This is a genomic window from Massilia sp. Mn16-1_5 (genome assembly GCF_004798585.1).
In the GTDB taxonomy this organism is placed as follows: Bacteria; Pseudomonadota; Gammaproteobacteria; order Burkholderiales; family Burkholderiaceae_D; genus Telluria.
The window spans coordinates 1-12,014 of record NZ_PPXQ01000025.1; the positions used below are offsets into that span (position 1 = coordinate 1).

Consider the following 12,014-nt stretch of genomic DNA (forward strand, 5'->3'; position numbering starts at 1 on the left):
CGCGCGAATAGCCCATCAGGGTCCAGCACCTGGAGCAGGTGCGGTAGCACGAGACCGGATATACGTGAGCAGTCGTACCTCACGGCCTGAAGACGGATTGTTTGCAAACGAGGAGGAGTCCATATACAGACGTTCAGCTCGCCTGCCCACGGAAATGACAGACCTGACCCTGTTGGTGTAATTGCATCATCCCAGTTAGGTCTGCTCAGCGGCGGAACCTGCTATGCCACTCAGCTCTCGGGCTGCTGATCATCGATAGGATCAGCAAAAAATCTGCGCTCAGGGCTTTCGAAACACGATCGCATGCTGCATCGGCAGCGATTCGACACTACGTTCCCACTTCAGGCCATGTGCCGTCGCTTCACGCCGTACCTGCCGCTCGCTCATCTTGTGCAGCGGCTTGATCGCGACTGCGGGATCCTCGGCCCGGTATTCGACGAAGACGACGCGGCCGCCCGGCTTCAGCGCCTTGACGATGCTGTCGAGGACCTCGGCGGGATAGGCGAGCTCGTGGTAGACATCGACCATGATTGCCAAGTCGACGCTGCCCGAAGGCAGTTTGACGGTGGTTTCGCTGCCTAGTACCGAGACCACGTTGCGCACGCCGCGCTTTGCCATTTGGTTGTCGAGCATGCTGATCATTTCCGGCTGCACGTCAACTGCATAAACACGTCCGCCGGGCCCGACCTGTTTCGCCAGCTGCCAGGTGTAGTAGCCGGTGCCGGCGCCGATGTCGGCTACCGTCATGCCGGGTGCCAGCGCCAGTTCCCGCAGAAGCAATTCCGGCCGCTCCTCGCGTGCGCGGCTTTCGCGCTCGAGCCATTGCGCGCCTTCCCATCCCATCACGCCAGCAATCTCGCGGCCCATGTAACGCTTGCCGATGCCATCCGGGCTGGGTACGACGCGTTCATAGCGCGTATCGGCGGCTGCCTGTGCTGCGGCATCGATGCTAGCGGATGACAGTAGCGTCAGAGCCGACAGGCAGGCCAGCAGGATGGGCAGCGTACGGTGAGTGTGGAAGATGCGGTGCATGATCGGTTTCCATAAGAGATCGCTGCCTGCACTGGCGCCGGCAGGCTTGCCGTGAATGGAATGATCAGTGTAGCGGCATTGGCTGCCTGGCGTACGTTGGCTACATCTGTACGGTCAGGTCCGCTCAGTCCGCCACCACAACGCGATTCTTACCCGTCTGCTTGGCCTGATACATCGCCTTGTCAACGCGCGCCAGCAGCGTCGCCTGGTCTTCGTTCGGCAGGCGCAGCGCCACGCCGGCGGAGAAGGTGATCAGCAGCTTCTCGTTATCGTGCAGGAAGAAGTGCTTGGTCAACTCGCGCTGCAGGCGGATCATGGTTTGCACGGCCGCGTCGACCGGGGTTTCCGGCAGCATGATCATGAATTCCTCGCCGCCGAAGCGGGCGATCACGTCGATCGAGCGCAGGGTCGATTTCACGACCTTGGCCAGGTGGCGCAGGGCGTTGTCGCCGGCCAGGTGGCCGTAGGTGTCGTTCAGCTTCTTGAAATTGTCGAGGTCGAGGAGGGCGACGCACAGCGGCGTGTTGCGGCGGTCGGCGCGGGCGCTTTCGCGTTCGAAGACGTCGTCCAGGCCGCGCCGGTTCAGGGTGCCGGTGAGCTGGTCTTCGCGCACCAGTTCGCTCATGTGCTGCAGCTTCGCTTCCAGTTCCTTGATGCGGCTTTCGGCTTCCTGCACTTCCTTGTGCGCCGCCAGCATGCGGTCGCGCGAGGCCAGGGCCTCGGCTTGCGCCTGCTTCGTTTCGCGCAGCACTTCGTCCAGCACTTCGTTCAGTTCGGTGATGTCGGCGGCGTGGCGGATGCGGTCCGAGAAGCCACCCAGCTTGTCGTGGAAGTCGCCGGTCGAGGCCGCCACCGAACCGAGGCGGTCGATGAAGGTCATCATCATGTTCTTGACGGTGGCTTTCACGTCCGACAGGTTGTGCTTCAGCTGCCCCTGTTTATAAATCACGTCCTTCAAGCTGCGCGTTACGTCTTCCAGCGAGCGCGTGTCGATCGGGCCACTGATGAGTTCCTGCACGGCGTCGATCTGGCCGCGCATCCAGCTGTCGTCGTCCAGCAGTTCGCTGACGTTCTCAAGCAGCAGTTTAAAAAGGCGCAGCAGCAGTTCCTGCTGTTCGCCGGCGTCGCCGTTGTGCAGTTCGATCTGGAAGCACAGTTCCTTCAGGCGCGTGGCGATTTCCTGCAGCGCCGCTTCGCTGTGGGCCACCTTGACGGCCGCGCCCAGCGATTCGGCTTCGCTGGCCAGCGTGGGGCTGGCCGGCAGCAGCGAGGCCAGGGCGAACGCCAGCGTGCGGCTGAGCAGTTCGCGCAGGAGGATGGTGTCCTTGCTTTCCATGCCGTAGGTCACGCCCGGCGGAATGCCGCGCCGCAGGTGCTTTTCGACCAGCTGCGACAGGGCGCGCGCATAGCCGTCCCAGTCGCGCGCCTTCACGGCGCGGTTCAGGCGGCGTCCGTACTCGGCCAGCTCGCCCGGGGTGTCGGTCAGCTGCGTGGCGAAGTCGCCCAGCACCAGCTCGGCAGGGGCGGGCGCTGCGGGTGCAGGCGCCGGCTTCTGGATGCCGGCGATCTCGTCGTAGATCTCGCGGTAGGCATCGGGCGTGGGCGCGATGCGGCGCGTGGCGAGGCGCCGAAAGGCCTCGCGGGCAATGTCGACGGGATTCTGTGCGGGCGGGTTGGACATGATGCAAAGGCTACGTATTTACTATGCAGCAATGATAAGCATCTTTTCTTTTCGGCATCGCACGAAAAGAGGCCGGAAAGTCTCTTACTAAACGGCAATGGATGAGCTGGCCTATTCTACGAGCTGGTTGCGGATGGCGTAGTGGGTCAGTTCTGCGCTGGTTTTGAGGTTCATCTTCGCCAGCAGGCGGGCCCGGTATTCGCTCACCGTTTTCACCGACAACGACAATTCGCGCGCGATCTCGCTCACCGTCTTGCCCGAAGCGATCATCGTCAGCGTCTGGAACTCGCGGTCAGAAAGGCTGTCGTGTGGCGGCGCTTCGTGATCAGCGCCGACCTGGCTCGCCAGTGCCTGGGCCAGCGTGGCGCTGACGTATTTCTGGCCGCTCGCTACCTGGCGGATCGCGGTGACCAGCTCGCGCGGCGCGCTCTGCTTGGTCAGATAGCCGGCCGCGCCCGCCTTCAGGGCGCGGATCGCGTACTGGTCTTCACGGTGCATCGACAGCATCAGTACGGCCAGTTCCGGGCGTTCCTGCTTGATCTGCTTGAGCACCTCGATGCCGTTGCGGTCGGGCATGGAGATGTCCAACAGCATCACGTGGCAGCGCGACTTGCGGAAGAGCTTGATCGCGTCCAGGCCGTTCTCGGCCTCGCCGGCGACGACGATGTCGCGCTGTTCGGCCAGGATCTGTTTCAGGCCTTCGCGCACGATGGCGTGGTCGTCGGCAATGAATACGCGGATGGTGGCTTTGTCGGTCATTGTTCCCTGGGCATTTCACTACGGGCGGTTGGCGATGGAGCCAGCCGGATCTTGATTGTCACCATCGTGCCACCTCCTGGCGCCGCCGACAAGGTCAACGTGCCGCCCAGCGCGCGCGCCCGTTCGCTCATGCCGCGCAGGCCGAAGGAGTGCGGCTTCAGGCGGTCGGCCGGAGCGATGCCGCGGCCGTTGTCGCAGATGGCGAGCGTCAGGTGCTGGCGCTGGCGGCGCAGGGTCACCGTCACGCGCGTCGCGCCGGCATGCTTGGCGACGTTCGTCAGCGCTTCCTGGAAGATGCGGAACAGCGCCGCCGCATGGTCCGGATCGAGTTCGATCTCGCGCTCGGCGCTGCGGAAGATGCAGGCAATGCCGGAGCCCTTCTCGAATTCGCGCGCCTGCCATTCCAGCGCGGCGACGATACCCAGGTCCAGGGTCGAAGGGCGCAGGTCGAGCGAGATGCGGTGCACGGCCTCGATGGTGCGATCGACCAGGTCGTCGAGGTAGGTCGCCTTTTCCAGCAGGGCAGGCTGGTCCTGGGGCAGGCGGCTACTCAGCATCGACAGCGCCATCTTGATCGCGGTAAGGTTGCCGCCCAGGTCGTCATGGATCTCGCGCGCGATGCGGGCCCGTTCCTGCTCCTTCACCTGCTCGCTATGTTCCGTCAGCTCGGCCAGCCGCGCGCGCGAGCGCAGGGCTTCCTGCTGCTCGATCTTGCTGTCGGTGATGTTGGTCATGATGCCGTCCCACTGGACCGCACCGCCGCCCGCCGCATGGGGCGTAGCGCGCAGGTTGATCCATTTGACGTCTTTCCAGGCGTCGATCCAGATCCGGCCTTCCCAGTTCCAGCTTGATAAGGAAATCTTCGACACCGCCATCGCTTCCAGGTAGCCCTTGCGGTCTTCCGGCAGGATCAGGCGCAGGAACAGGTCCGGGTCGAGCTGCAGCTGGGCCGGCTGCACGCCGAGCAGGGAGGCGCAGCCTTCGCTCAGGTAGGGGAAAGAATGGCGTCCGTCGGCGGCGAGCAGGAACTGGTAGACCAGGCCCGGTGTGTGATCGACGATGGCGTTGAAGCGCGTCTGGTATTGCGCGAGGGCGCTGGATGCCGCTTGTTCAGGCGAGAGGTCGTCGCCGATCGCCAGCAGCAGAGAACGGCCGTCGCGCTGGGTGCGCAAGAAGGTCAGCTTGGCCGGATAGCTGCTGCCGTCGGCGCGCCGCAATTCGGTGCGCAGGCAGCGCTGGTCGCCGATGTCTTCGCCCAGGCTGGCCAATAGCGCATTCAGGGCGCCGTCGTCCAGGCCGGGGGCGACGTCGCTGGCGCGCAGGCCTTGCGGCATGGCGCCATCGTAGCCGAGGTTGGCGCGGGCGCTGGTATTCATGTCGACCAGGGCCAGCGTGGCCGCGTCGATCAGCAGGATTTCGGCCGGCGCGGCGTGCATGGGCGCGGCCAGCAGGGGTTCGGTGCTCGTCATGTCCTGTCGTTTTCTGGTTTGCGGCGCCGGCGCCAGAGAGAAACGAAGCGGCGCAGGGCGCGCGCGCTGCGCGTGGCGTGGCGGCTGCCGAAGGGCACGGAAGGGCGCAACTGGTAGCGCAGCCGGCGCAGGGTACGGCGCAGGCTCGAGAACGAACGGCGCGCCTGACTGTACATGACGCTGGCGCGCAGGCGGGCAATGAGCTGGTCCTTGAACATAATGAAGCGATTGTGCCACCGCGCAAACCAGACGAGCGCCAGCAAGGACGGCAGGGTCAGCACGTAGATGCGCGCCACCACCACCGCTCCGCCCAGCTTGGCGACAATGAAGACCAGCAGGCCGGTCAGGGCGTGACCGTGGGCGATCGCGAGTAAAGCCAGAAACTTGACCGGCAACAGCAGCAGGCCGGGCAGGGCAAAAGCGAGCAGGGCGGCCCAGGGCGGCAGGCGCCGGATGCCGTTTTCCAGCATCCGCAGCGGCGGCCAGGTGGCCAGCCCGCTGGCGAAGCGGCTACCCGTTTCCCACAGCCATTGCTCGGCCAGCAGCAGGAGCGCCACCAGGTAGAGCAGGGGCGCAAGCAGCGGACTGCGGGAAGGAAGTCGACTCGTCATGCTGCGCATGATACGGCATCCGCGCAAGCAATCCTTAGGCGAAGCTGAGCAATCCGGCAACGGTTTTTCAAGCCGCCGGATCTGGGGCTACAATGGACGAATGAACAAGGCATTTGTAAAAGAGTCCGACAACGACGACGATGACGAAGCCGTCGCCCTGGCGCAGGCGATTCCCGCCGGCGCCAAGAACTACATCACTCCTGGCGGCTACAAGGCCATCAAGGATGAATTGCTGCAGCTGATCGACGTCGACCGTCCGGAAGTGGTGCGCGTGGTGCACTGGGCCGCTTCGAACGGCGACCGCTCGGAAAACGGCGACTACATCTACGGCAAGCGCCGCCTGCGCGAGATCGACCGCCGTATCCGTTTTCTTACCAAGCGCATGGATTCGGCCTTCGTCGTCGATCCGAGCGTGCATTACGGGAACGACCAGGTCTTCTTCGGCGCCACCGTCACCTACGTCAACAAGGCGGGAGAAGAACACACGGTCACCATCGTCGGCGTCGACGAGCTCGACCCATTGCGCGGACGCATCAGCTGGGTCTCGCCGGTGGCGCGCGCGCTGACCAAGTGCCGCGAGGGAGATATTGCCACCCTGCAGACGCCGCAGGGCAGCGACGAACTGGAGATCGTGTCGGTCGAGTATCCGGAACCCATCGCCGACTGAATTATTCCTGGGCTGGTAAGATGTCTGCTTTGGCGCACCTGGCCCCCACATGAACCGATCCACCGACACCGCACGCGAGTCCGACGTCCTGGCCGCGCTGCGGCGGGCGACAAGCTCGCGCCACGAACGCCTCGACAGCGGCCTGCCGCTCTCCGCGCCCGACGCCACCCTGGCCGACTACCATCAACACTTGCAACTGCTGCGCGCCTGGCTGGCGCCGCTCGACGCCTGGCAGCAAAGCTACACGGACGGCCCGCAGGGACCGGCCGGCCTGGCTGACGCCCCGCACCTGGACTTGATCGAGGCTGACCTGGCCGATCCCGCCCTGAGCGGCTGCACCGAACCCGTGCAGGCAAGCCCTGCACCCTGGCCGGTCGATGCCTCGCCCGCCTACCGCTGGGGCGTCGCCTATGTCGTCGAAGGCTCGCAGCTGGGCGGCGCCGTGCTCTATAAACGCCTGGCGGACCAGCTGGCGCCGCACCCGCTGCGCTACCTGCGCGGCGCGGGCGAAGGCGGCCCCGGTCCGCGCTGGCGCGCCTTCATGGAAGCGTTGCGCGCCGAAGTGCATGGCGAGGGCGACGTGGCCGAAGCCTGTGCGGGCGCCTGCGACGCCTTCGATCGCATCCTCGGGCTGGCCTTCGGCGGAAAAGATTGATTCCACACCAACTCAGGGATACCGCCATGCCGCTGCCGCTGGAAACGAACGCACCGACCGACTTCGATTTCATCATCGGCGACTGGACCGTCGAACACCGGCGCCTGAATTCCCGCCTGACCGGCTGCAGCGCGTGGACCACGTTCACGGGCCGCTCCTCGACTGTGAAAACCCTCGGCGGCTTCGGCAACCTCGAAGACAACATCCTCGACTTCCCGGACGGACGCGTGCGCGCGCTGGCGATGCGCTCGTATTCCCGCGAAACGGGTACCTGGTCGATCTGGTGGCTGGACGGCCGCAACCCGGGCGCGCTCGACGTGCCGGTAGTCGGCAAGTTCTCCGATGGCGTCGGCCTGTTCTTTGCCGACGATGTGCTCGATGGGCGGGCGATCAAGGTGCGCTTTACCTGGACGGCGCTGCCGGGCCGGAACCCGACCTGGGAGCAGGCGTTTTCGAACGACGGGGGAGAGAGTTGGGAAACGAACTGGACGATGACCTTCGTTACGGCTGTGTGATTGACTTTGTTCACGGCGGGGATGAACAAAGACCATTGGCCTCGGTCGATGTGTGAAAAGCGTCTGGTTTGCCTCAGTGCGCGCTGGAAGCAGCGTTCTGCGAAAGTATGTCAGCATCAGCCGCCGTCAGCTTTACATACTGGACGTTTAAGGTAATAGCTTCGCTATATCGCAATACGAAATTGTCGCCGTCAATTGGGTAGAAGCGCTCTTTGCCCTCTTCGTCCGCGCCCGGCTCGGTAGACTTATCTCTCGATAAAGGACGGCGCAGCACCCCTTGCAGGATCAAGCGGTCGAGCTGCCCCTCTGAATCGAAGTAGAAGTCGTCCAGGATGCCTACGTATAGGACCGCCTCTTTTGCTACTTCGACGATTGCCGATATGAAGATGAGATCCGGTTGCTCATCCTCGGTAAAGTCGGCTCCGGTCAGGAGGTAGTACCAAGGTGCGTCGTGGAAACGGAACACGGTGCTCAGCGGCGCGCCCTCGCGGTCTAGTCGAAAGGCCGAGATCTTGCTGCGCACTACCATGGGAACGAGGTAAGAGGCGATCAGCAGGGAAATGCAATAAGTTGCAATCGGGCGAAATTCGACAGCGACTTGCTGTGCCGCAGCGGCTTGGCTGACCGGCACAGAGGATAGCAAGTTCATCAGTACGATCGGTTCGAACTCACGCGAGAAGAACAGGTGCGCCCCTGTCAGCCATGCCAGATGCAGCAGAATCGCCCAAAGGACAGCTTCGGCCACGACACGGCCGAACGGTGAGAAGTCGACGGAGGTCCGTTCCGCCCGCTTCAGGCCACTACGGAAGATAAAGCCGGGAAGAAGAATGACAAATAGGATGAGTGTCGGCAGCGCGACATTCATTTGTCAATTTAAGCAGCCTTGGCGGCTTTTGGAACGACGCTTGCTTGCACGGTCAGTGCTCCGTTCCTGCTGCGAATGACGACGCGTTCCGTCGCAGCCTGTTGTGGCCGCGAACCGCTTGCTGGTCTATTGACCAGGAAATTGCGCAGTTGGTCGCTCGCAGCAGGGTCTGCCAACAGCTGGGCCGCCAATTTGCTTTTGAGTGCTTTCATAAGACTACTATGCCATAAATACGGCGATCAGTGGCGCATAGGCCGGAGATGTTGTGAGTGCACAAACACCAGATTTCATGCCCGCTCGCGCTCCACGCGATTGACCCCCGCCACACGCCGCAAGTTGCGGATCAGATGCGCCAGGTGCACCCGATCCTTCACCTGAATCGTAAAGCGCAACTGCGTCATCATGTTCTCGTCGTCCTCGTCCATGCCGACATAGGTGATGTTGCCGTCCGATTCGCCGATCTCGGCCGCCACGCGCGCGAGGATGCCCTTTTCGTTGTTGATCAGCAGTCGGATGCGGCAGTCGAAGCGGCGGTTCAGCTCCTCGCCCCACTGCACGGCGATCCAGCGGTCCGGCTCTTTTGCACGCATGCGCTTGGCCGGCAGGCAGTCGCAGGTGTGCACCACCAGGCCCTGGTCGCGCCGCAGCTGGCCGGTGATCTGGTCGCCCGGGATCGGCAGGCAGCAGGGCGCCAATTGCACCGAGACGCCTTCGCTGCCGTAGATCGTGACCGGGTCGATGTCGGCGGCGGGTGGCAGGTTCGAGGGCAGGGCGTCGGACTCGCCGCCGTCCATCAGGCCGAAGATGTGGCGCGCGACGAGCGCCGGCATGCGCTTGCCGATGCCGATGTCGGCGTACAGTTCGTCCATCGACTTGGCCGAGGATTCGGCCAGCAGCTTTTCGATCGTGCTGGCCGGCAGCTCAGGTTCGATGTTGCGCGCGGCCAGCGCCTGCGCCAGCAGTTCCTGGCCCAGTTCCACCGACTCGTTGACGTTGATGGTGCGCAGGTGGTGGCGGATCGCCGAGCGTGCCTTGCCGGTGCGCACGTAGCTGAGCCAGGTCGGGCTCGGGCGCGAATCCGGGTCGGTGACGATCTCGACGATGTCGCCGTTGTGCAGCTCGGTGCGCAGCGGCTGGGTTTCGTTGTTAATTTTCACCGCCACCGTGTGGTCGCCGATGCCGGTGTGGATGGAGTATGCGAAGTCGAGCGCCGTGGCGCCGCGCGGCAGGGCGATGATCTTCGACTTCGGCGTGAACACATACACCGAGTCCGGGAACAGGTCGACCTTCACGTGCTCGAGGAACTCGGCCGAGTCGCCGGTCTGCTGCTGGATGTCGAGCAGCGATTGCAGCCAGGCGTGGGTGCGCTGCTGCAGGTCCGACATGTTCTGGTCGCCCGTCTTGTACAGCCAGTGCGCCGCCACGCCGCTCTCGGCGGTGCGGTGCATGTCCTGGGTGCGGATCTGGAATTCGACCGGGGTGCCGTAGGGGCCGATCAGGGTGGTGTGCAGCGACTGGTAGCCGTTCAGCTTGCGAATCGCGATGTAATCCTTGAACTTGCCCGGCATCGGCTTGTACAGGCCGTGCAGGGTGCCGAGCGCCACATAACAGTTCGGGACCGTGTCGACCACGATGCGGAAACCGTACACGTCCAGCACCTGCGAGAAGGACAGGTGCTTGTTGCGCATCTTTTTGTAGATGCCGAACAGGGTCTTCTCGCGGCCGTAGACTTCGGCGTGGATGCCGGCCATGGCCAGCGTGTTCTTGACCGCTTCCAGGATCTTCTTGACCACCTCGCGCCGGTTGCCGCGCGCCGCCTTCACCGCCTTCGAGAGGGTGCGGTAACGCAGCGGATACAGGTGCGAGAAGGCGAGGTCCTGCAGCTCGCGGTAGATGTTGTTCAGGCCGAGGCGGTGGGCGATCGGCACATACACTTCCATCGTCTCGCCGGCGATGCGGCGCTTCTTCGCCGGCGTCATCACGCCCAGCGTGCGCATGTTGTGCAGGCGGTCGGCCAGCTTGATCAGGATCACGCGCACGTCGGAGGCCATCGCCAGCAGCATCTTGCGGAAGTTTTCCGCCTGCGCTTCGACCAGGCTCTGGAACTCGATCTTTTCCAGCTTGGAGAGGCCGTCGACCAGGTTCGCTACCTGCGGGCCGAAGCGCTCGATCAGCTCTTCCTTCTTGACGTCCTGGTCTTCGATGACGTCGTGCAGCAGCGCGGCCATGATGGCCTGGGCGTCGAGCTTCCACTCGGCGCAGATTTCGGCGACGGCGATCGGATGGGAGATATACGGCTCGCCCGACTTGCGGACTTGCCCGAGATGCATCTCGTCGGAGAAGCGGTAGGCTTCCTTGACCTTCTTCAGTTCGACGGGAGTGAGGTATTCCGACAGCTGGTTGACCAGCTGGGTGACCGAGGCAACGCCGGGAGCGGGCGGCTCAGGTAGGTCTTGCGGCTTGCCCGGACGCTTGGTCCGGGCGGTGGTGTTGCCTGATTGTGTCGAGTCCGGGGGGAACAGGTTCATACGTTAGTCGATCAGCCGCAGTGTGGTGACAGAATAACAGAATCAGGCATCGACACAGTCTGGCGCACCGGTGCTCTTACATCGGCACTTTTTTCAGCATTTCCAGGCCGATCTTGCCGGCGGCGATTTCGCGCAGGGCGACGACGGTCGGCTTGTCCTTGGCTTCGACCTTCGGGGTATGGCCCTGCAGCAGCTGGCGTGCGCGATAGGTTGCGGCCAGGGTCAGCTGGAAGCGGTTCGGGACGTTCTTGAGGCAATCTTCGATGGTGATACGGGCCATGGTCTAGCTCCTGTGGTGGAAGCTCGATAAACCTACTGCGCGTCGAATTTTTGGCCTGCGATGCTCGCTGTACTCAAGTACAGCTGCGCTTCTCGGCCAAAACTTCTTCCGCTCGCTACGGTTTCTCGAGCTTCTGTTACGTTAGTTGAATTAAGTCGGTTGAATCGCGTGGATACCCAGCTGGGCAAACAGCGAGGCGTTGCGGGCAGCCTGTTGGGCGAAGCGGCAACGTGTCGCCTGGACAATCGCCTGCAGTTGGGCCAAGGCGACGTTGAACTCTTCGTTGATGATAGCATATTCGAACTCGGGAGCGTGAGCGATCTCACCCCCGGCGGCCAGCAAACGGCGCGTGATGATGTGCGGTTCGTCGGTGCCGCGCTTGTGCAGACGCTCTTCCAGTGCCTCGATCGAGGGCGGCAGGATGAAAATGCCGGCCGCGTCCGGGAACTGCTTTTTCACCTGGCGCGCGCCCTGCCAGTCGATTTCCAGCAGGATGTCGGTACCGGTCTTCATTTTCTCTTCGACGGTCAGGCGGCTGGTGCCATAGTAATTGCCGTGCACCTCGGCCCACTCCATGAATTCGCCGCGATCGGCACGCTTGACGAAGTCCTCGGCGGTGGTGAAGTGGTAATGCACGCCATCCTGCTCGCCCGGACGCGGCTGGCGCGTGGTGGTCGAGATCGACAGCTGGATGCCCGGCTCCTGTGCCAGCAGCGCATTGACCAGGGTCGATTTGCCGGCGCCGGAAGGGGCGGCGACAATGAACAGGCTGCCGGAGAAAGCGGTGGTGATCATGGGTGTTTCCTTTGTTTCTTATCGCGATTGTTCATCATATAGCTGAACGCGTGGACGGGAAACCCGTCCACCCTACAGTTTGATACACGTAGGGTGGACGGGGCCCCCGTCCACGCGTTCAAGCGGCTGCGAGATCATCGCACCGCCATTCAAATTG

General features: G+C 63.4%; 13 protein-coding genes. 3 read left to right on the forward strand and 10 right to left on the reverse strand.

All coding sequences use genetic code 11. The annotated features are described in order from the left end of the window. Positions 1 to 279: 279 nt before the first annotated feature. From C2862_RS22560 to C2862_RS22580, 5 genes are all read right to left on the reverse strand, one after another. Positions 280 to 1,032: a class I SAM-dependent methyltransferase gene (locus tag C2862_RS22560; protein WP_136222890.1), complete on the reverse strand. Its 753-nt coding sequence runs from the start codon at positions 1,030 to 1,032 to the stop codon at positions 280 to 282. A gap of 124 nt (positions 1,033 to 1,156) precedes the next feature. Then, the gene (locus C2862_RS22565; protein WP_136222892.1) at positions 1,157 to 2,713 is read right to left on the reverse strand and encodes a GGDEF domain-containing protein; all 1,557 of its coding nucleotides are present in this window, start codon (positions 2,711 to 2,713) and stop codon (positions 1,157 to 1,159) included. Positions 2,714 to 2,824: 111 nt separating this feature from the next. Then, positions 2,825 to 3,472: a response regulator transcription factor gene (locus tag C2862_RS22570; RefSeq protein WP_136222894.1), complete on the reverse strand. Its 648-nt coding sequence runs from the start codon at positions 3,470 to 3,472 to the stop codon at positions 2,825 to 2,827. Then, on the reverse strand, positions 3,469 to 4,941 hold the full coding sequence (locus C2862_RS22575; protein WP_229467561.1) for a sensor histidine kinase: 1,473 nt from the start codon (positions 4,939 to 4,941) through the stop codon (positions 3,469 to 3,471). The genes C2862_RS22570 and C2862_RS22575 overlap by 4 nt, the downstream gene beginning before the upstream one ends. Beyond that, positions 4,938 to 5,552 carry a hypothetical protein gene (locus tag C2862_RS22580; RefSeq protein WP_136222895.1) on the reverse strand — a complete coding sequence of 205 codons (615 nt, stop codon included), beginning with the start codon at positions 5,550 to 5,552 and terminating at the stop codon, positions 4,938 to 4,940. Before C2862_RS22580 ends, C2862_RS22575 begins: the two co-directional genes overlap by 4 nt. A gap of 100 nt (positions 5,553 to 5,652) precedes the next feature. Between C2862_RS22580 and greB the strand changes: the two genes are divergently transcribed. The 3 genes from greB to C2862_RS22595 are packed head-to-tail and all read left to right on the forward strand — an operon-like array spanning position 5,653 to position 7,389. Continuing rightward, a complete protein-coding gene (gene greB, locus C2862_RS22585; protein ID WP_136222897.1) occupies positions 5,653 to 6,219 on the forward strand; it encodes a transcription elongation factor GreB in 567 nt (188 codons plus the stop codon). Between the two features lie 49 nt (positions 6,220 to 6,268). Then, a complete protein-coding gene (locus tag C2862_RS22590; RefSeq protein WP_136222899.1) occupies positions 6,269 to 6,874 on the forward strand; it encodes a biliverdin-producing heme oxygenase in 606 nt (201 codons plus the stop codon). Between the two features lie 26 nt (positions 6,875 to 6,900). Then, entirely contained in the window at positions 6,901 to 7,389 is a 489-nt protein-coding gene (locus tag C2862_RS22595) for a DUF1579 domain-containing protein (RefSeq protein ID WP_136222978.1), read from the forward strand. Between the two features lie 73 nt (positions 7,390 to 7,462). Here the strand turns inward: C2862_RS22595 and C2862_RS22600 are convergent, their stop codons facing one another. The 5 genes from C2862_RS22600 to gmk all read right to left on the reverse strand — a co-directional run bounded on the left by C2862_RS22600 (position 7,463) and on the right by gmk (position 11,857). Continuing rightward, positions 7,463 to 8,254: a hypothetical protein gene (locus tag C2862_RS22600; RefSeq protein ID WP_136222901.1), complete on the reverse strand. Its 792-nt coding sequence runs from the start codon at positions 8,252 to 8,254 to the stop codon at positions 7,463 to 7,465. Positions 8,255 to 8,262: 8 nt separating this feature from the next. Beyond that, on the reverse strand, positions 8,263 to 8,466 hold the full coding sequence (locus C2862_RS22605) for a hypothetical protein (protein ID WP_136222903.1): 204 nt from the start codon (positions 8,464 to 8,466) through the stop codon (positions 8,263 to 8,265). 75 nt (positions 8,467 to 8,541) lie between these two features. Continuing rightward, positions 8,542 to 10,782, reverse strand: a complete 2,241-nt coding sequence (locus C2862_RS22610; RefSeq protein ID WP_136222904.1) for a bifunctional (p)ppGpp synthetase/guanosine-3',5'-bis(diphosphate) 3'-pyrophosphohydrolase — start codon at positions 10,780 to 10,782, stop codon at positions 8,542 to 8,544. 76 nt (positions 10,783 to 10,858) lie between these two features. After that, entirely contained in the window at positions 10,859 to 11,062 is a 204-nt protein-coding gene (rpoZ, locus tag C2862_RS22615; RefSeq protein ID WP_136222906.1) for a DNA-directed RNA polymerase subunit omega, read from the reverse strand. A 150-nt stretch (positions 11,063 to 11,212) separates the two neighbouring features. Further along, positions 11,213 to 11,857, reverse strand: a complete 645-nt coding sequence (gene gmk, locus C2862_RS22620) for a guanylate kinase (RefSeq protein ID WP_136222908.1) — start codon at positions 11,855 to 11,857, stop codon at positions 11,213 to 11,215. Between the last annotated feature and the right edge of the window lie 157 nt (positions 11,858 to 12,014).